18 protein-coding genes are annotated in these 19039 nt (G+C 72.1%); 15 read left to right on the top strand and 3 right to left on the bottom strand.

Features of this window, described 5'->3' with window-relative positions:
- Positions 1 to 1395, bottom strand: coding sequence for an extracellular solute-binding protein (locus tag ACIBF7_RS34625; RefSeq protein ID WP_397199029.1), 1395 nt, complete (start codon positions 1393 to 1395; stop codon positions 1 to 3).
- Positions 1396 to 1536: 141 nt separating this feature from the next.
- Here ACIBF7_RS34625 and prcB point away from each other — a divergent pair, with 141 nt between their 5' ends.
- From prcB to ACIBF7_RS34585, 8 genes are all read left to right on the top strand, one after another.
- The gene (gene prcB / locus ACIBF7_RS34620) at positions 1537 to 2382 is read left to right on the top strand and encodes a proteasome subunit beta (RefSeq protein ID WP_378525197.1); all 846 of its coding nucleotides are present in this window, start codon (positions 1537 to 1539) and stop codon (positions 2380 to 2382) included.
- A gap of 21 nt (positions 2383 to 2403) precedes the next feature.
- Positions 2404 to 3183, top strand: a complete 780-nt coding sequence (gene prcA / locus ACIBF7_RS34615; RefSeq protein WP_187281424.1) for a proteasome subunit alpha — start codon at positions 2404 to 2406, stop codon at positions 3181 to 3183.
- Positions 3184 to 3271: 88 nt separating this feature from the next.
- Entirely contained in the window at positions 3272 to 3793 is a 522-nt protein-coding gene (locus ACIBF7_RS34610) for a hypothetical protein (RefSeq protein ID WP_364230708.1), read from the top strand.
- Between the two features lie 62 nt (positions 3794 to 3855).
- A complete protein-coding gene (pafA, locus tag ACIBF7_RS34605; protein WP_148031426.1) occupies positions 3856 to 5214 on the top strand; it encodes a Pup--protein ligase in 1359 nt (452 codons plus the stop codon).
- 79 nt (positions 5215 to 5293) lie between these two features.
- Positions 5294 to 6223 (top strand): FKBP-type peptidyl-prolyl cis-trans isomerase, encoded by a 930-nt coding sequence (locus ACIBF7_RS34600; RefSeq protein ID WP_271278160.1) that lies wholly within the window; start codon positions 5294 to 5296, stop codon positions 6221 to 6223.
- A gap of 516 nt (positions 6224 to 6739) precedes the next feature.
- Positions 6740 to 7954 (top strand): FKBP-type peptidyl-prolyl cis-trans isomerase, encoded by a 1215-nt coding sequence (locus tag ACIBF7_RS34595; protein WP_397199028.1) that lies wholly within the window; start codon positions 6740 to 6742, stop codon positions 7952 to 7954.
- Positions 7955 to 8140: 186 nt separating this feature from the next.
- Entirely contained in the window at positions 8141 to 8785 is a 645-nt protein-coding gene (locus ACIBF7_RS34590; protein WP_219545719.1) for a metalloregulator ArsR/SmtB family transcription factor, read from the top strand.
- Positions 8786 to 8818: 33 nt separating this feature from the next.
- Positions 8819 to 9298 carry a DUF3291 domain-containing protein gene (locus tag ACIBF7_RS34585; RefSeq protein ID WP_219545718.1) on the top strand — a complete coding sequence of 160 codons (480 nt, stop codon included), beginning with the start codon at positions 8819 to 8821 and terminating at the stop codon, positions 9296 to 9298.
- Here ACIBF7_RS34585 and ACIBF7_RS34580 read toward each other — a convergent pair.
- Positions 9244 to 10344 carry a DUF3866 family protein gene (locus tag ACIBF7_RS34580; protein ID WP_364230714.1) on the bottom strand — a complete coding sequence of 367 codons (1101 nt, stop codon included), beginning with the start codon at positions 10342 to 10344 and terminating at the stop codon, positions 9244 to 9246. The two genes, ACIBF7_RS34585 and ACIBF7_RS34580, sit on opposite strands and share 55 nt — an antisense overlap.
- Positions 10345 to 10381: 37 nt before the next feature.
- Here ACIBF7_RS34580 and ACIBF7_RS34575 point away from each other — a divergent pair, with 37 nt between their 5' ends.
- The 7 genes from ACIBF7_RS34575 to ACIBF7_RS34545 all read left to right on the top strand — a co-directional run bounded on the left by ACIBF7_RS34575 (position 10382) and on the right by ACIBF7_RS34545 (position 17480).
- Positions 10382 to 11356, top strand: a complete 975-nt coding sequence (locus ACIBF7_RS34575; protein WP_148031431.1) for a YafY family protein — start codon at positions 10382 to 10384, stop codon at positions 11354 to 11356.
- The gene (locus tag ACIBF7_RS34570) at positions 11353 to 12318 is read left to right on the top strand and encodes a WYL domain-containing protein (protein ID WP_364230716.1); all 966 of its coding nucleotides are present in this window, start codon (positions 11353 to 11355) and stop codon (positions 12316 to 12318) included. The genes ACIBF7_RS34575 and ACIBF7_RS34570 overlap by 4 nt, the downstream gene beginning before the upstream one ends.
- Positions 12315 to 12470, top strand: coding sequence for a hypothetical protein (locus ACIBF7_RS34565; protein ID WP_187281141.1), 156 nt, complete (start codon positions 12315 to 12317; stop codon positions 12468 to 12470). The genes ACIBF7_RS34570 and ACIBF7_RS34565 overlap by 4 nt, the downstream gene beginning before the upstream one ends.
- A gap of 67 nt (positions 12471 to 12537) precedes the next feature.
- A complete protein-coding gene (gene tatA, locus ACIBF7_RS34560; protein WP_364230718.1) occupies positions 12538 to 12858 on the top strand; it encodes a Sec-independent protein translocase subunit TatA in 321 nt (106 codons plus the stop codon).
- Positions 12859 to 12888: 30 nt separating this feature from the next.
- Positions 12889 to 13764 (top strand): twin-arginine translocase subunit TatC, encoded by an 876-nt coding sequence (gene tatC, locus ACIBF7_RS34555; protein ID WP_246640117.1) that lies wholly within the window; start codon positions 12889 to 12891, stop codon positions 13762 to 13764.
- 17 nt (positions 13765 to 13781) lie between these two features.
- Positions 13782 to 14669, top strand: a complete 888-nt coding sequence (locus ACIBF7_RS34550) for a diacylglycerol kinase family protein (RefSeq protein WP_219545716.1) — start codon at positions 13782 to 13784, stop codon at positions 14667 to 14669.
- Positions 14670 to 14744: 75 nt separating this feature from the next.
- The gene (locus ACIBF7_RS34545; protein ID WP_148031435.1) at positions 14745 to 17480 is read left to right on the top strand and encodes an RNA helicase; all 2736 of its coding nucleotides are present in this window, start codon (positions 14745 to 14747) and stop codon (positions 17478 to 17480) included.
- An 84-nt stretch (positions 17481 to 17564) separates the two neighbouring features.
- On the opposite strand, the gene ACIBF7_RS34540 is transcribed toward ACIBF7_RS34545, so the two are convergent.
- Positions 17565 to 18989, bottom strand: a complete 1425-nt coding sequence (locus tag ACIBF7_RS34540) for an RNB domain-containing ribonuclease (RefSeq protein ID WP_364230722.1) — start codon at positions 18987 to 18989, stop codon at positions 17565 to 17567.
- Positions 18990 to 19039 lie beyond the last annotated feature (50 nt).

Genomic DNA, 19039 nt, shown 5'->3' with positions numbered 1-19039 from the left:
TCAGCCGCTGACGTTGGCGGCGCCCCCGGCGAGTTCTTCCAGTTTCGCCTGGTAGGCGGCGGCGGCCTCGTCGGCGCTCCGGCCGGAGACGATGTCGGCGGTGGCCTCCTGCAGCGCGACCGACACCTGCGGGTAGACGGCGAGGCCGGGCCGGTAGGCGGTGATGGGCAGCACCTCGTCGGCGATGTACCCGAGCATCGGGTCCCCGGCGAGCACCTCGTCGTTGACGTCGGTGCGGGAGCTGATGCGCACCTGGCCGGCGAGCTGCGACTCGGTGGCGGCCGCGGAGTGCATGAACGCGAGCAGTTCCCAGGCGAGCCGCGGGTCGGCGGAGCGGGGGTTGAGCACGCGGACGGCGCCGCCCGACATGCTGGCGTGGTCCTGGCCGCGGATGCCGGCGCCGGGCTCCTTGGCGGGGATCCTGGCGTAGCCGACGACCTGGTCGCGGTCCTTCATGGGGGCGACGCCGGCGTTGGGCTCGATGACGGAACGCCAGAAGTAGTCGCCTTCGAGCAGGATGGCGATCTTGCCGTCGGCGAACTGGGTGAAGGACTTGTCGCGGCCCTTGGCCTCCTGCTGCAGCTTGGGGTCGCCGAGGCCGCTGCCGCCGTAGATCCGCTCGTAGAAGCCGAGCACGTCCTTCATCGCCTGGGAGGCGCCGGTCCACTTGCCCTGGCTGTAGATCTCGGCGCCCGCGCCGGCGAGCAGGGGGAGGACGCCCTGCATGGTGGTGGCCTCGCCCATGGCGGTGCCGGCGTTGATCTGGATGGGCGTGGGCACGCCCGCCGCCTTCAGCTTCTCGCCGGCGTCGATGATGTCCTGCCAGCTCGCGGGCTGCCAGTCGGCGGGCAGGCCGGCCTTGCCGAACAGGGTCTTGTTGTAGAACAGGACGCGGCCGTCGGTGCCCTGCGGCAGCCCGTACTTCTTGCCGTCGAAGATGCCCAGCCCCTGCACCGCCTGCGGGATCTGGGACCAGCCCTCCCAGGAGTCGACCGCGGCCCCGCCGACCTCGGCGAGCGGCTTGATGTAGCCGGCCTGGGCGAACTCGCCGACCCAGATGCCGTCGACGTCGATGACGTCCGCCCCGGCGCCGGACTTGAGGTCCAGGGCGAGCTTCGTCTTGTACTGCTCGTCGTCGACGCCGCTGGGCTGGAAGAGCACCTTGACGTTCTGGTGGGTCTTCTCGAACTCGGGGATGACCCAGTTCTTGATCCAGTCGGCGGATTCCGAGTTCTTGCCGCCGGAGATCGAGTTGGCGGCGATGGTGAGGGTGACGGTGCCGCCCTCGGCGGGGGCGCCGGTGCCGCAGGAGGCGAGCGCCAGGCCGGCGACGGCGATGAGCACGGGCAGGCGGGGCATGCGCATGGCGTCCTCCTGTTCAGGACGTGCGGACATACCGACAATCGCACGGGCGATGCGGGGCGTAAAGAAACGATCTGATGAACGGTTCGCCCTGAGCTGATCGTGGGAAGTGCAGACAGCGACGCAACAACAGTAGGGTCGGCACAGGAACACTGAATGTTGGGAGGGAGTCGCGTGGCGAAGAGGGATCTGCCCACCGGCTTGGTGAGCCAGCTTTTCCAGAACACCGGAAGTTCCTCGTTCACCGATTTCGTGAGCGCGTACGCGCCGGAGTTGCTGCCCCGCAGAGACGAGGTGCTGGCTACGCCGATCGGCGACCAGGTTCCGCACGCGACCACGATCGTGGCGGCGACGTTCGCCGGCGGGGTGATAATGGCCGGCGACCGGCGCGCCACGTCCGGCAACATCATTTCCCAGCGCGACGTGGAGAAGGTCTTCCGGACCGACGACTACTCGTGCATGGGCATCGCCGGCACGGCCTCGACCGGCATCGAGATGGCCCGGCTCTACCGCGTGGAGCTGGAGCACTACGAGAAGCTCGAAGGCCGCACGATGTCGGTGAAGGGCAAGGCCAACCGGCTGGCCACGATGATCCGCGGCAACCTGGCGATGGCGATGCAGGGGCTGGTGGTGGTGCCGCTGTTCGCCGCCTACGACCCCGACCGCGACGAGGGGCGGATCTTCAGTTACGACGTGGCGGGCGGTCCTTACGAGCGGGAGCGGTTCGACGCGATCGGCTCCGGTTCGATCTTCGCGCGCGGCGCGCTCAAGAAGCTCTACCGCGAGGGGGCGCCGGCCGACGACATCACGATGGTGCTCATCCAGGCTCTGTACGACGCCGCCGACGACGACTCGGCGACCGGCGGGCCCGACATGACGCGGAAGATCTTCCCCATCGTGTCGCTGATCGACGCCGACGGTTTCCGCCGGCTGACCGATGAGCAGGTGTCCGGCTACGTGCGGCAGATGCTCGACGAGCGCCTGATCTCCCCCGACGGCCCCATCGCCCCGCTGCGCTAGAAAGGACCCTCAGTCGTGTCCATGCCTTTCGGATATGCGTCCCCTGAGCAGATCATGCGGGACAAGGCGGACTACGCGCGCAAGGGCATCGCGCGGGGCCGTTCCGTGGTCGTGCTGCAGTACGTCGACGGCATCCTGTTCGTGGCGCCCAACCCGTCACGCGCCCTCCACAAGATCAGCGAGATCTACGACCGCATCGGGTTCGCCGCCGTCGGCCGCTACAACGAGTTCGAGGAGCTGCGGCTGGGCGGCATCCGCTACGCCGACATCAACGGCTACTCCTACGACCGCTCCGACGTGACCGGCCGCGGCCTGGCCAACCTGTACGCCTCCAACCTGGGCCGCATCTTCACCGAGTCGATCAAGTCGCTGGAGGTGGAGGTCGTGGTCGCCGAGGTGGGCGACGGGCCCGAGGGCGACGCGATCTACCGGCTGACGTTCGACGGTTCGGTCTTCGACGAGCACGGCTTCGCCGCGATGGGCGGCCAGGCCGACGCGGTGCTCGGCCGGCTCAAGGAGCACTACCGCGAGTCGATGTCGCTGTCCGACGCGCTGGAGGTGGCGCTGAAGGCGCTGACCGAGCCTGGCGGCGAGCGGCCGCCGGTGGAGCAGCTGGAGGTCGCGGTGCTCGACCGCAACCGCGAGCACCGCAAGTTCAAGCGCCTGGCGGGCGCCCAGCTCGACCGGCTGCTGGCGTCGGCCCCGCCCCCTGCCGAAGAGCCTCCGGCGGCGGAGTCCGACGAGAAGCCGCCGCCGACGGGCCCCGACGGCCCGGTCGACGACGGCTCGTCCCCGCTGTAGCGGCCGATTTCGTACGACAACCCCCGGTGTGAGGTGGATCACGCCGGGGGCGTCGAACCGCGGCGCGCGATCGGTCATCCTATGGTCCGTGAACACGACGATCCGCAGCCTGCTCGCCGGCGGCGCCGCCGCGGCCATCCTCCTGACGTCCTCCGCGGCGGCCGAGGCCGCCGCCGCCCCGCGCTACAGAGCGCCCAAGATCTTCGGCACTTCCTTCCAGGCCGACCCGAAGCACGACTTCACCAGGTCGCCGCGGCCGCGCCACAACGGCATCCTGCGCGGCTGGATCACCCACGTGAGCGGCGGCGTGGCCGAGTACGAACCCATCAGGTGGAAGAAGGGCAAGGTCACCGAGGGCCGGTTCGTGGGCCCGCCGGAAGGCGACGTGCGCGTCTACGCCTCGCCCATCGCCCGGAAGGTGGTCTTCCTGTCCGCGCTGGGCTGCGGCCAGAAGATGACCGGCCTGACCGTCGACCGCCGGACCGGTCTGGGCAGCAAGCGCTGCTCGCGCGCCGACCTCATCAAGCGGGCCCAGCGAGGCGAGCGACCGGCCCTCATCACCGTCCACAATGGCCAGATCGTGAAGGTCCAGGAGATCTTCACGCCCTGACGCCGGAAAACACCAGGCGGAGATCTCTCCCGCTTCCCCATCCGTGGGCATAGTGTGAGGTGATGGATCGTCGCATCTTCGGGCTGGAGAACGAGTACGGCGTGACCTGCACGTTCAGGGGGCAGCGCAGGCTGTCCCCCGACGAGGTCGCGCGCTACCTGTTCCGGCGGGTCGTGTCCTGGGGCCGATCGAGCAACGTCTTCCTCCGCAACGGCGCACGCCTCTACCTCGACGTGGGCAGCCATCCTGAATACGCAACCCCCGAGTGTGACAACGTCATCGAGCTGGTCACCCACGACAAGGCGGGTGAGCGGATCCTGGAGGGCCTTCTGGTCGACGCCGAGAAGCGGCTGCGCGAAGAAGGCATCGCCGGGGACATCTATCTGTTCAAGAACAACACCGACTCGGCGGGCAACTCCTACGGCTGCCACGAGAACTACCTCGTGGGCAGACACGGCGAGTTCGGACGGCTGGCCGACGTCCTCATCCCGTTCCTGGTGACCCGGCAGATCATCTGCGGCGCCGGCAAGGTGCTGCAGACGCCGCGCGGCGCCGTCTACTGCGTCTCGCAGCGGGCCGAGCACATCTGGGAGGGCGTCTCGTCGGCCACCACCCGGTCCCGGCCGATCATCAACACCCGCGACGAGCCGCACGCCGACGCCGAGCGGTTCCGCCGCCTGCACGTCATCGTCGGCGACTCGAACATGAGCGAGACCACCATGCTGCTCAAGGTCGGCGCGACCGACCTGGTGCTGCGCATGATCGAGGCCGGCACGGTGATGCGCGACCTGACGCTGGAGAACCCGATCAGGGCCATCCGGGAGGTGTCGCACGACATGACCGGCCGGCGGCGGGTGCGGCTGGCCAACGGGCGCGAGGCGTCCAGCCTGGAGATCCAGCAGGAATACCTGTCGAAGGCGCAGGACTTCGTCGACCGGCGCGGCGGCGACGCCATCGCGCACCGGGTGCTGGAGCTGTGGGAGCGCACGCTGCGCGCCGTCGAGACCGGCGACCTCGACCTGGTGTCGCGGGAGATCGACTGGGTGACGAAATACCAGCTGATCGAGCGCTACCGCAAGAAGTACGACCTGCCGCTGTCGTCGCCCCGGGTGGCGCAGCTCGACCTGGCCTACCACGACGTGCACCGCAAGCGCGGCCTCTACTACCTGCTGCAGAAGCGCGGCTCGGTGGAGCGGGTGGCGTCCGACCTGAAGATCTTCGAGGCCAAGTCGGTGCCGCCGCAGACGACCAGGGCGCGGCTGCGCGGCGAGTTCATCCGCAAGGCGCAGGAGAAGCGGCGCGACTTCACCGTCGACTGGGTTCACCTCAAGCTGAACGACCAGGCGCAGCGGACCGTGCTGTGCAAGGACCCGTTCCGCAGCGTGGACGAGAGAGTTGACAAGCTGATCGCCGGCATGTGAGCGGCGCCGGTTTACCTCGGGCCTACCAGGCTTCGGGTAGGGTGACGCGAATCTGACCGTCGTTCCCCGAGGGAAATCCATGCGCCGCGCTCTGGCCGCTCTGGCCGCCGTGCCTATGCTCTTCATCGCCGCCGCGTGCGGCTCCGATACGGCCTCGACCGCGTCCGGAGACGGGTCCGCGGGGGTGAAGGTCACCGGCGAGGTGGGCGCCAAGCCCACGGTGACCTTCCCCTCCGGCGACCCCGCCACCACGTCGTCGTACAAGGTCCTGGAGACCGGCGACGGCCCCGCGGTCAAGGCGGGCGACCAGCTCATCGTCAACCTTTCCGTCTGGAACTGGGACGGCAAGGACAACGCCGCGCAGGGTTCCACGTACGACACCAAGACGCCGGAGACCCTGCCGGTGAACGAGCAGCTCCCGCAGCTGCTGCGTGACGGTTTCACGAAGATGAAGCACGGCGGGCGGCTGCTGGCGGTCATGGCCAACGACCTCGTCACCCCGGCGGCGGGGCAGTCGCCGTCCACGGAGGCGACGAAGGTGTTCGTGATGGACGTGGTCGGCACGCCGCCGAAGCCGCTCGCGGCCGCCACCGGCAAGGAGACCGGCGAGACCCTCAAGGGCGTCAAGGTGGAGAGCCCCGGCGGCGACAAGGCGCCGACGCTGACCACGAAGACGAAGGACAAGCCGTCCAAGGAGCTCGTCGTCAAGACCCTCATCAAGGGCGAGGGCGAGCCGGTCAAGGCCGGGGCCACGCTGAGCGTCCACTACACCGGCAAGATCTGGGGCACCGACAAGGAGTTCGACTCCAGCTGGGGCCGGGGCGAGCCGGCCTCGTTCCCGCTGGCGCAGGTCATCCAGGGCTGGCAGAAGGGCCTGGAGGGCGTGCCGGTCGGCAGCCGCGTGGTGATGAGCATCCCGCCGGACCTCGGCTACGGCGCCCAGGAGCAGCAGGGCATCCCGGCCAACAGCACGCTGGTGTTCGTGGTGGACGTCCTGTCGGCCTACTGACCGTCCTGACGACGGGCGTGCCTCCTTCGGTACGGGGGCGCGTCCGTCGTGTGGTTTCCGGAGACGCCTTGTCCGTTTCGTCGCGTCCGCTGACGGGTGACCCGGCGGGGCGGTAGCATCGCGGGGCTCGTGCCCGGTGCGAGCCCTCACGCGTGTATTTCGGGAGGCGCGCACGCCCGCGCAGGAAGGTCATCCCGTTGCCCACCCCTCACTCGGTCCCTGCACCGGCGACCGGAGCGCCCCGATGACGAGGTTCGTCCACCGCCCATCCCGCCTCCAGCGTGGGCGCGCCTCGCGGGTGAGTCTCCGGTGCGCGAGGAGGTCACGGCGGTGACCTCCGGGTGGTCGGGCCCGCGGGGGCGAGGATCCTCCAGGGTCGGGGATCTGCCCGGGACCCGGGAGTCCCGACGGCGGCAGGAGGGCCCTCCACGGGGTCACCGGCGACGGCGAGGCCGGGCCGTCGCGCTCGCGTTCCTGCTCGTGGCGCTCGCCGCGTGTACGGGGGCGGGACCGGAAGTGACCGAGCCCCGGGTCGCGGGGTCTTTCGGAGCCCGGCCCACGATCACCTTCCCGGCCGGCCCGCCGCCCGCCGAACCGCATGTGGGAGAACCGGCCACCGGTCACGGGGCGCCGCTGGAGCCGGGGGGTGTGGCCGTCGTCCAGTACACCGCCCACCTGTGGGACGGCCGGGAGAACCGGCTCGTCGAATCCACGTTCAACCGCGGCACGCCCGCCGCGCTCCCGCTGGGCGCGCTCCCTGCGGGCCTCGACGCCGCCCTCCGCGGCCGCAGGGCAGGCAGCCGGGTGACCGCCGCCATCCCGTTGCGGGACGGAACCCCTGGGCCCACCATCACCGGGACGAAAGGTCGCCCGGAGACCGGCGGACCCGCCTTCACGGCAGGCCCCGGCGGCCCGCAGGACGTCAGGCCTCGCGGGCCACAGGACGTCAGGCCTTGCGGGCTACGAGACGTCAGGCCCTGCGGGCCACAGGACGTCACCTTCCTGTCTGAGGCGGCACAGGAGGTCACCTTCCTGTCTGAGGCGGCGCAGGACGTCACCTTCCTGTCTGAGGCGGCACAGGCGGCTCATCGGGCTGGGGAGCACGCGCCCGGGAACGGCCCGATGGCTGCGGGTCAGTGGGCCGGTTCGCCGCCGGCGGCTCACGCCGCCGCCAGCGTCATGGAGGGCCCCGCCACGGCCGTCCGTCAGGGCGGCGTGGACCCTGCGGCGGTGGAGGACCGTCCGGGGGACGGCGGGCGGGTGGATCTGTTCTATGTGGTCGACATTCTGGGCGCGCATGCCGGGGACGCCGCCGTGGAGGCCGACGCGGGGGCGGTGGCCGGGGTTAGCGTAGGCGGTGGGGCGGCGCCGGGGGTGACGATCCCGGACGTGGCGCCGCCGGGCGGGTTCGCCGCCGCCGTGCTGGGCCGCGGCACCGGGCCCGCGGTCGAGGCCGGGCGGCTGCTCGTCGTCCAGTACGTGGCCGCGGCCTGGAGCGACCGCCGGATCGTGACGTCCACCTGGGAACGCGGCCGTCCCGAGGCGTTCACGATCGGCGACGGGAGCGTGATCAGGGGCTGGAACCGGGCGCTGACCGGGGTCCCCGCCGGGAGCCGGGTGGCCATGGTGGTGCCGCCCGACGACGGCTACGGCGCCACCGGCCGCCGGGGACTCGGGATCGGGCCGGAGGAGACGCTCGTGTACGTGGTGGACGTGCTCGCCGCTTACTGACGGCGACCCGGGGCACGGCCCGCGAACCCGGTTCTCACGCGTACATGATCAGAGCCTTGGTCCTCCTCGCCCGCGCTGCGCCACGACGCCGAGGCCGCGCGAGCAGTAGGGGGCCTGAAGTCCGGCCGGGCCCGCAAGCTGGAGCGGGTCCGCGAGAAGCCGCGCACCGGCCCTAGACTCCGGGCTGTGAGCGACGACGACCTCGATGCCCTGGCCCTGCTGCACGATCCCGTACGGCGCAGTCTGTACGAGGCGGTGGCCGGTCGCGGCGGCGAGGTGGGCAGGCAGGAGGCGGCGGAGGCCGCGGGCGTCTCCCGCACGCTCGCCGGTCACCACCTCGACAAGCTCGTCGAGGCGGGGCTGCTGGAGAGCGGCTTTCGCCGGCCGGAGCGCGGAGGGCCGGGCAGCGGGCGGCCCGCGAAGGTCTACCGCAGGGCGGCGGGGGAGCGGTCGGTGAGCCTGCCGCCGCGTGACTACGTCACCCTCGCCTCCGTGCTCGCCGGAGTGGTCGACGAGCTCGGCGCCGAGGAGCGGGCGGAGCGGGCGGCCCGCCTGGCCGGTGAACGGCTGGGCAGGAGCCGCGGCGGCCGGCCCGTCGAGGAGGTCCTGCGCGAGCGCGGCTACGAGCCGTACGCCGACGCCGGCGGCCTGCGCATGCGCAACTGCCCGTTCCACGTCCTGTCGCACGAGCAGCCGCTGCTCGTCTGCTCCATGAACCTGGCGCTGTGCCAGGGCCTGCTCGACGGGCTGGGCGACGACCCGGGGAGGGCCAGGCTGGATCCGCGGCCGGGGGAGTGCTGCGTCGCCCTTTCTAAAACAAATGGAGATTGACATAGAAGTGCGGAAAGTGGTTCGCTGAGCGTCATGCATCTTGCGGAGCTCAACATCGCGCACCTGCGCGGGCCCGTCGACTCGGCCGAACTCGCCGACTTCGTCGCCCTGCTCGAACCGATCAACGCGCTCGCCGACGAGGCCCCCGGGTTCGTGTGGCGGCTGAAGGAGAGCGAGGCGGACCCCACCGCGACCGTGGTGCACGACTACGGCGACCACCTGCTGGTCAACTTCTCGGTGTGGGAGGACCTCGACTCGCTGTGGAACTACGTCTACCGCAGCGGCCACCTGGAGGTGCTGCGCCGCCGCCGGGAGTGGTTCCACCGGGTGGCGGAGCCGTACATGGTCATGTGGTGGGTCCCCGAGGGCGTCATCCCGACGCTCGCCGAGGCGATGGCACGGCTGGAACGCCTCAGGACCGAGGGCCCCGGCCCCGAGGCGTTCACGTTCAAGGACTCCTACACCAGCAGCGAGGCCGCCAGCCTGCCCGCCGCGGCCGAGGCCAGGAAGTAGGGCAGGTCCTCCTCCAGCCCCCGGCCCATCGTCGACAGCCGCACCGGCGAGCCGCGCAGCGCCTCGTGCAGACCGTCCACCTCGACCGGCACCAGCTCGTGGCGGACGGCCAGCAGCTCGGCCTGGTCGCGCACCCGCTCGCCGAACGCGCCCGGCAGGATCGGCACCGGCACCCTGGCGCGGGCCAGCGCCACCCGGCCGTAGGCGGTCAGCGAGTGGTGGGAGATCCCGTAGTGGCGCTCGCGCCGGTCGCCGTCGCTCACCCGCAGCGCCGCGACCGGCCGCCCGAGCAGCACCGACGCGGCGTTGACCGCCTCGCCGGCCGACACCCCGGAGAACCCCCAGCGGGTGCCCGAGCCCAGGTTGCCCGGCCCTTGCGCGACGATCGCCACGTCCGCCCCCAGCACGTGGCGGGCCGCCAGCAGGCCCGTGTGGGTGGTGACCGCCTCCACGTCGCCGCCGAACGCCTGGCCCACCGTGACCGTCCCGGCCAGCCAGCCCTGCTCCCGCAGCGCCGCCGCCGACATCGAGAACCACGCGGGCAGCGCCCCGCCGTCGAGCATCACGTACGCGACCCGTACCGACGACCCCGCGTCCGCGTACAGCCCGCACAGGATCGGCGCCAGCGCCGAGTGCAGGTCGGCCACCACCACCGGCATCCCGTCGACCGAGTCCGCCTCGCGCAGCGCCTCGTGGTGCGGGGAGTCCTGCTCGTCCGCGCCCAGCACCGTGGCCTGCAACGGCGTGTAGCGGGCCTTCACCAGGTGCCCGGGCCCCTGCGGATCTTCCGGCAAACGGTTCGGCACGGCCACCACCATGGCGTAACCTCCCGTACCGAGACCCATCGCGAGTGCCGTCGTGTTGAGCAGCACCTCGTCGCCGGGTTCGGGGCGGCCCACCAGTGACGGGTAGGCCAGCGCCCGGCACGGCGCGCCAGGCTCTGAGCCGGGCGGGCCGTCCTCCCCGGGGACGGCGACATCCAGTTCCATCGCTCCCGGCCACTCGCGCCGGATCCGTACGACCTCGCCCTTGCGCCATCTGATCACGGGGGCAGGGTAGCGTCGTTGAAGGAGGAGTGAGCAGATGTCGCGCCGTAAGACAGAGCGGTTGCTGAATCTGGTGATCTGTCTGCTCGCCACCCGGCGCCCGCTGTCGGCCGAGCAGATCAGGCACGCCGTGCCCGGCTACGACCGCGACAGCGACGAGGCGTTCCAGCGGATGTTCGAGCGAGACAAGAACGAGCTGCGCGAGATCGGCATCCCCATCGACGTGGTGCGCGATCCCTGGGAGGACGAGCCCGGCTACCGCATCGAGCGGCAGTCGTACGAGCTGCCCGAGATCACGCTCGAACCCGACGAGGCCGCCGTGCTGGGCCTGGCCGCCCAGGTGTGGCAGCGGGCCAGCCTGGCCGAGGCGGCCTCGGGGGCGCTGCTGAAGCTGCGCGCGGGCGGCGTCCACACCGACGACGCGCTCGGCGGCGGGCCCGGCGGCGGCATCGGGGGAGGGGTGCTGGAGCTGCGCGTCGACACCCGCGACCCGGCCTTCCCCGCGCTGTGGCAGGCGGTGCGCGACCGCAAGGTGGTCAGGTTCGACTACCGCGGCGCCGGCAGCGAGAACGTGCACACCCGCACCGTCGAGCCATGGGGCGTGGTGAGCCGCCGCGGCCGGTGGTACCTCGCCGGCTACGACCGGGGCCGCGAGGCGCCGCGCGCGTTCCGGCTCAGCCGCATCACCGGCCCGGTGACCACCACCGGCAAGGCCGGCGCCGTCCAGGTGCCGCAGGGCGTCGACCTGCGGGCCATGGTGGCCTTCCCCGACGAGCCCGCCCAGGAGCGGATCGCGGTGGTGCGCGTCCGCCGGGGCGCCTGCGAGGGGCTGCGCCAGCTGGCCAGGGCCGTCACCCCGGGCGGCGACGGCTGGGACGAGGCCGAGCTGCCCTTCACCGACCCCGAACGGCTGGCCGGATGGATGGCCAGCCTCGGCTCCGACGTCGAGGTGGCCGGGCCGCCCGACGCCCGCGAGGCCGTCATCCGCCGACTGAAGGGGGCGCTCGCGTGAGCGGATCCGCCGACCGGCTGCCGAGGCTGCTCGCCCTCGTGCCCTACCTGATGTCCCATCCGGGCGCGCAGGTCGGCGAGGTGGCCGAGGTGTTCGGGCTGACCGAGAAACAGCTCATCGACGACCTGCAGCTGGTGTGGATGTGCGGGCTGCCCGGCCACACCCCCGGCGACCTCATCGACGTGTCCTGGGACGGCGGCGAGATCCTCATCGACAACGCCGACACCATCGCCAGGCCGCTGCGGCTCGGCATCGACGAGGCCAGCGCGCTGCTGGTGGCGCTGCGCATGCTCGCCGCCACCCCTGAGCTGGCCGAGCTGCCGGGAGACGCGCTGCCCCGGGTCGTCGCCAAGCTGGAGCGGGCCGCCGGCGAGGGCGCCGCCGCCGTCAGCAGCCAGGTCGCCGTCGACGTCGACGCCGCCCCCGACGCGCTGCCCCGGGTGCGCGAGGGGCTGACCAGGAAACGGCGGCTGTCGCTGCGCTACTACGTGCCGGGCCGCGACGAGGTCACCCCGCGCGAGGTCGACCCGATGCGGCTCGTCGTCGCCGACGGCCGCACCTACCTGGAGTGCTGGTGCTACCGCGCCGAGGCGATGCGGCTGTTCAGGCTCGACCGGATGCTCGGCGTCGAGGTGCTCGACGAGCCCGCCGACCCGCCCGCCGAGGCCGAGCCGATCGACGTCGCCCAGGGGGTGTTCCGGCCGTCGCCCACCGACGAGCTGGTGGAGCTGGAGGTGACCGCCGCCGGTCGGTGGGTCGCCGAGTACTACCCGTGCGAGCAGGTCGCCGAGCTGGGCGAAGGGCGGCTGCGGATCGCGCTGCGGGCCCGCGACGACGACTGGATTCTCAAGCTGGCGCTGCGGCTCGGCGACACCGGCCGGGTCGTCTCGCCGCCCGGGACGGCCGAGCGGGTGCGGGAGGAGGCCGAGCAGGCGCTGGGGCTGTACGCTCACCGGCCATGACGTGGATCCTGGTGTCGATCGGGCTCGGTGTGGCCGGGCTGGCCGTCCTGGCGGTCGCGGCCGTCCGGGTCGGCGCCGCCGCGTCCAAGCTGAACAGGGCAATTGTCCATGTTCACCATCAATTCGATCGCAAAGAGGACGCCAGGGGATGAGGCAGAGGCTCCGGCAGCGTACGATCGGGGGGAAACCGCACCTCGCTCTCATCATGAAGGGGGTCACATGAGCCTGGGAGCTCCGGAGATCATTCTGATCCTGGTGGCCTTGGTCCTGCTCTTCGGAGCCAAGAAGCTGCCGGATCTCGCCCGTGGCGTCGGCCGGTCCCTGCGCATCTTCAAGGCGGAGACCAGCGGGCTGACCGATGACGAGAAGCCCACCGTGGTGCAGGCCCAGCCCCAGCCACAGCCCCAGTCCCAGTCGGCGCCCCCGCCGCAGCTCCAGGCCACGCCCGTGGTGGAGCTGTCGGCCGAGGAGCAGGCGCGCCAGCTGGAGGAGCAGGCCGCGCGGCTGCGTGCCGCGGCCCAGACCGAGAAGCGTTCCTGACCTCGTCCACCTCGTCCCGAGGACTCATCGATGGCGCTGCTGAAACGGTCGGAGCCCAAGGCACCGCGTGACGCCGAAGGCCGGATGCCGCTCATGGACCACCTCCGCGAGCTGCGCAACCGGCTGCTGATCGCGATCGCCGCCGTCACGGTGGGCGTGATCGCCGGCTGGATCGTGTCGGGGCCGGTGTGGGAGGTGCTCAAGGACCCCTACTGCTCCACGACCCAGTCACACCAGCTCACCGGCGAGTGCAGCCTCACCTACAACGGCATCTTCTCGTCGTTCTTCATCACGCTGAAGATCTCGCTGATGGTGGGCCTGGTGCTGGCGTCGCCGGTCTGGCTCTACCAGATCTGGGCGTTCGTCACCCCCGCGCTCTACCGCACCGAGAAGCGCTTCACGATGGGGTTCATGGCGCTGGCCATCCCGCTGTTCGTGGCGGGCGCGGCGCTGTCCTACCTCATCATGGACGTCGCCCTGGGGTTCCTGCTCGGCTTCAGCCTCGACGGCACGGTCGCCACCATCGCGATCGACCAGTACCTCGACTACGTCCTGATCATGCTGTTGATCTTCGGGGTGTCGTTCGAGCTGCCGCTGCTGCTGGTGTTCCTCAACGTCATCGGGGTGCTGCAGCACGCGACGGTGGCCAAGCACCGGCGGCTGGTCGTCTTCCTGATGTTCGTCTTCGGCGCGATCGTCACCCCTGGCGGTGACCCGATCACCATGATGGCGCTGGCCACGCCGATGATCGTGCTGTTCCTGGGCGCCGAGCTGTTCATGTACCTGCGGGAGAAGCGGCGTCCCGCCGGCGAGTTCGACCACCTGTCCGACGACGAGATCTCACCGCTCGACCTCGGCTCCGATCCGGACGGCAAGCTGGAAGAGGATTCCGGTTCCGCGCGGTAGGGGGTAAGTTCCGGGGCGTGGCCCCCCATCTCGCCCTGCTCGTCAACCCTGCCGCCCGCGGCGGCCGGACGCTGCGCCTGCTCGAACCCGTCGCCCGCAGACTGCGCGCGGGCGGCGCCGAGCTGTCCGTGATCGTCGGCGACGACGCCGCCGACGCGCTCGACCGGGCCTGCCTCGCGGTCGCCGAGCGGCCCGACGCGCTCGTCGCCTTCGGCGGCGACGGCCTGGTCCACCTGGCCGTGCAGGCCGTGGCCGGCACCGACGTGCCCCTCGGCATCATCCCCGCCGGCACCGGCAACGACATCGCGGCCGCGCTCGGCCTCGCGCACAAGGACCCGATCGCCGCGGCCGGGACCGTCCTGCGGATGCGGCCCCGGGCGGTCGACGCCGCCCGCATCGGCACCGGCGACGGCGAGGAGCTGTTCGCCGGGGTGGTGTGCTGCGGGTTCGACTCGCGGGTGAACGAGCGCGCCAACCGGCTCACCTGGCCGCCCGGCATGGCCCGCTACCTGCTGGCCACCGCGCAGGAGCTGCGCTCCTTCGAGCCCATCCCGTTCCGGGTCACGCTCGACGACGGCGAGCCGTACGAGCGGGAGGCCATGCTCGTGGCCGTGGGCAACACCTCCTCCTACGGCGCCGGGATGCGGGTGTGCCCCGACGCGCTGCCCGACGACGGGCTGCTGGACGTGATGATGGTGGAGGCGCTGGGCAAGGCCGAGTTCCTGCGCGTGTTCCCCAGCGTCTACCGGGGCACCCACGTGACCCACCGGGCCGTCACCGTGCGGCGCGCCAGGAGCGTGCGGCTGGAGGCGCCCGGCGTGGTGGCCTACGCCGACGGCGAGCGGATCGGGCCGGGCCCGGTGACCTGCGAGATCCGGCCGGGAGCGCTGACCGTACTGACCTGACTTTGTAAAGGCGGCCGGCCCGGAGACGATCACCTTGGGACCGACCGGAATGGCGGTTTCGATAGGCTTGCGGGTATGACAACGCCAGCGGAACGCTACGCGGCCTTCCGTCAGAAGTACTCCGGTGACGAGGCCGCTCTCCGGTCGTTCCGGGGCCTGTACGAGTTCGAGCTCGACGACTTCCAGATCGACGCCTGCCGGGCGCTGGAGGCGGGCGACGGCGTGCTGGTGGCGGCCCCGACCGGATCGGGCAAGACGGTCGTCGGCGAGTTCGCCGTCCACCTCGCCCTGGAGCAGGGCCGCAAGTGCTTCTACACGACCCCGATCAAAGCGCTGTCCAACCAGAAGTACAACGACCTGGTCAAGCGGTACGGCACCGCCAAGGTCGGCCTGCTGACCGGCGACAACAGCGTCAACGGCGAGGCGCCCATCGTCGTCATGACGACCGAGGTGCTGCGCAACATGCTCTACGCCGGCTCGGCCACGCTGGCCGGGCTCGGCTTCGCCGTCATGGACGAGGTCCACTACCTCGCCGACCGGTTCCGCGGCGCGGTCTGGGAAGAGGTCATCATCCACCTGCCGGAGTCGGTCCGGCTGGTCGCGCTGTCGGCCACGGTCAGCAACGCCGAGGAGTTCGGCGAGTGGCTCGGCGAGGTGCGCGGCGACACCACGGTCATCGTCGACGAGCACCGCCCGGTGCCGCTGTGGCAGCACATGATGGTCGGCAACCGCATCTACGACCTGTTCCTGCCCGATGACGACGTGCCGCGCATCAACCCGACGCTGATGCGGGTCACGCGCGACGCCGAGCGGCTGATGGCCGGCCGCCGCGGGCGCGGCTACAACCGGCCGTCGCGGTCCAGGCCGCCCGACCGGGCGCAGGTGATCGAGAAGCTCGACGCCGAGGGGCTGCTGCCCGCGATCACGTTCATCTTCTCCCGCGCGGGCTGTCAGGCGGCCGTCCAGCAGTGCCTGTACGCCGGGATCCGGCTGACGACCGAGCGGGAGCGCCACGAGATCCGCCAGCTGGTCGACGAGCGCACCGCCCACCTGCCCGACGAGGACCTGGCCGTGCTGGGCTACCTGGAGTGGCGCGACTGCCTGGAGCGCGGGCTGGCGGCCCACCACGCGGGCATGCTGCCGGCCTTCAAGGAGGTCGTGGAGGAGCTGTTCACCCGCGGCCTGGTCAAAGCGGTGTTCGCGACCGAGACGCTGGCCCTGGGCATCAACATGCCGGCCCGCAGCGTGGTCATCGAGAAGCTCGACAAGTGGAACGGCGAGACCCACGCCGACCTCACCCCCGGCGAATACACCCAGCTCACCGGGCGGGCCGGCCGGCGCGGCATCGACGTCGAGGGCCACGCGGTGGTGCTGTGGCAGCCCGCCATGGACCCGCTGTCGGTGGCCGGCCTGGCCGGCACCCGCACCTACCCGCTGCGTTCCAGCTTCCAGCCCTCCTACAACATGGCGGTCAACCTCGTCGGCCAGTTCGGGCGGGAGCGGGCCAGGGCGCTGCTGGAGGAGTCGTTCGCGCAGTTCCAGGCCGACCGGGCGGTCGTGGGGCTGGCCAAGCAGCTGCGCAAGCAGGAGGAGGCGCTGGAGGGCTACCAGGAGGCGATGACCTGCCACCTGGGCGACTTCGGCGCGTACGCGACGCTGCGCAGGCGGCTGTCCGACCGGGAGGCGGAGATGTCCCGCCAGCGCGGCGCGGCCCGGCGCGCGGCGGCGGTGCGCTCGCTGGAGGCGCTGGAGCCCGGCGACGTCATCCGGGTGCCCGGCGGCCGGCGGGCCGGGCTGGCGATCGTGCTCGACCCCGGCCGCAACCCGCGCAACAGGTCGGCGGCGACGGGGCCGACGCCGCTGGTGCTGACCATCGGCAAGCAGGTCAAGAAGCTCGACCCGGCCGACTTCCCGGTGCCGGTCGAGCCGCTGGAGAAGATCCGCATCCCGAAGAACTTCAACGGCCGCTCGCCGAAGGAACGCGCCGACCTGGTCTCCACCCTGCTGGCCAAGATCGGCGACCGCGACCTGGGCAAGCCGCCCAGGGCGCGCGACCACGCGGTGGAGGACGAGGAGATCAACGACCTGCGCCGGCAGATCAGGCAGCATCCCTGCCACGGCTGCGACGAGCGCGAGGACCACGCCCGCTGGGCCGAGCGCTACCACAAGCTGCTGCGCGAGACCCAAGGGCTGCGCCGCAGGGTGGAGGGCCGCTCCCACGTCATCTCGCGCACCTTCGACCGCATCTGCTCGGTGCTGGAGCAGCTGGGCTACCTCCACGGCGAGCACGTCACCGACGAGGGCCGCCGCCTGGGCCGCCTCTACACCGAGCTCGACCTGCTGACCGCCGAGTGCCTGCGCAGCGGCCTGTGGGAGGAGCTCGACCCGGCCGAGCTGGCGGCGTGCGTGTCGGCGCTGGTGTTCGAGTCGCGCCAGTCCGACGACGCCCGCAGGCCGAAGATCCCCGCCGGGCGGGCGCAGGACGCGCTGACGGCCATGATCCGGCTGTGGGGCGAGCTGGAGGGCATCGAGGCCGACCACGGCCTGTCCACCATCCGCGAGCCCGACCTGGCCTTCGCCTGGGCGGCGTTCCGGTGGACCAAGGGCCACAGCCTCGACGCGGTGCTGATGGACGGCGTCAACGGCAGCGAGCTGGCGGCCGGCGACTTCGTCCGCTGGATCAAGCAGCTGATGGACCTGCTCGGCCAGATCAGCAGCGCGGCCCCGCCCGGCAGCGCGATCAGGCAGACCGCGACGAAGGCCGTCGACGGGATGCGGCGCGGCGTGGTGGCGTACTCGTCGCTGGTGTGACCGCCCGCGCGCAGCGGAGCGTCCCCGCGACCGTGCTCAGGACCGTGCTCAGGACCGTGCTCAGGACCGTGCCCGGGGACCTGCTCAGGGGAGGGCGAAGCGGACCTCGCGGGTGGCCGGCTCGGCCCTGATGAGCCGTACGGTCACCTGCTCGCCCAGCGGCAGGTCGCCGTCGCAGCGCGCGATCACGGCCGGGTCGGCCAGCTGCACCAGCCCGCCGCCGCGCTCGTGCACGTCGACCACCATCGCGGTGAACTCCTGCCCGATCAGGTCGCGCAGCAGGTAGGCCTCGACCAGGTCGACGCAGGCCCGCTCGGCCGTGCCCGCCCGCCGGCCGGAGACCGCCATCAGCTCCGGCAGCTCGGCCAGCGCCCGGCGCACGTCCGACGGCACCGGCTCGCCCGCGGCGATCGCCAGGCACACCTCGCTCGCGTAGCGGTCCACCAGCCGCCGCAGCGGCGCCGTCACATGCGCGTACGGGGCCGCGACCGCGGCGTGCTCGGCCAGTTTCGGCGGCGTACCGTCGAAGGCCGCGTACCCGGCGCCGCGCAGCAGCACCCGCGCCTCGTGCAGGAACGCCGCGTGCCGGGGCAGCTTGGCGTCCAGGCCGTGCACCACCGCGCCGTAGGCGGCGCCCTCGGGCCACGGCACCTCCAGGGCCAGCGCCACCCGGCGCACCCGGTCCAGGTCGGCCGGGCGGGGCGCGGGCAGCACCCGGAGGACGCCGATCTCCGCCTCCAGCATCAGCTGCGCCGCAGCCGTCCCCGCCAGCAGCGACAGCTGGGCGTTCCACGCCTCGGCGGGCAGCGGCAGCCGGTACTCCAGCCGGTAGCCGCCGTCGGACGGGACCAACTGCTGCTCCGGCGTCGGCAGCGTCACCCCGCCGCGGTCGCGCTCCAGCGCCAGCCGCAGCCCGCCGATCTCGGCCAGCAGGCCGATCGTGCCGTCGGCGGTGCCGGTCTCGACCGCCGCCTGCACGTACTCGTAGTCGAGCCGCTCGCGGCTGCGCACCAGCGCCCGCAGCACGTCCACGCCGACCGTGCGGCCGTCGCCGTCGAGGTCGATCCGCCAGACCACGGCGGGCCGCTCCGCGCCCGGCAGCAGGCTGGCCGCGCCCTCCGACAGCACCGGCGGGTGCAGCGGCACGTTGCCGCCGGGCAGGTAGACGGTCGCGCCCCTGGCCCGGGCCTCGGCGTCGATCACGCCGCCGGGGCGGACGAACGCGCCCACGTCGGCGATCGCGTACCAGACCCGGTAGCCGCCGCGCAGCCGCTCCAGGTGGAACGCCTGGTCCAGGTCCATCGAGCCGGGCGGGTCGACGGTGACGAACGGCAGCCCGGTCAGGTCCTCGCCGCCCGGTCTGGGCACCCGGGCCACCCAGGCGGCCTCCTCGGCCACTCTGGCCGGGAAGGCGTCCGGCAGCTTCAGCTCGCGCCGGATCCGGCCGAACCCGTCTTCGAGGCGGGCGGGGACCCCGGCCGGGACCCGGATGCTGGTCGTCTTCGACACGGGGTCAACCTATCGGGCCGGGCGACTCGCGGCATTAAACCCATATGTCG

It is taken from the genome of Nonomuraea sp. NPDC050478 (assembly GCF_044458265.1).
GTDB lineage: Bacteria > Actinomycetota > Actinomycetes > Streptosporangiales > Streptosporangiaceae > Nonomuraea > Nonomuraea ferruginea.
This window is presented reverse-complemented; position numbering and strand designations above follow the sequence as displayed.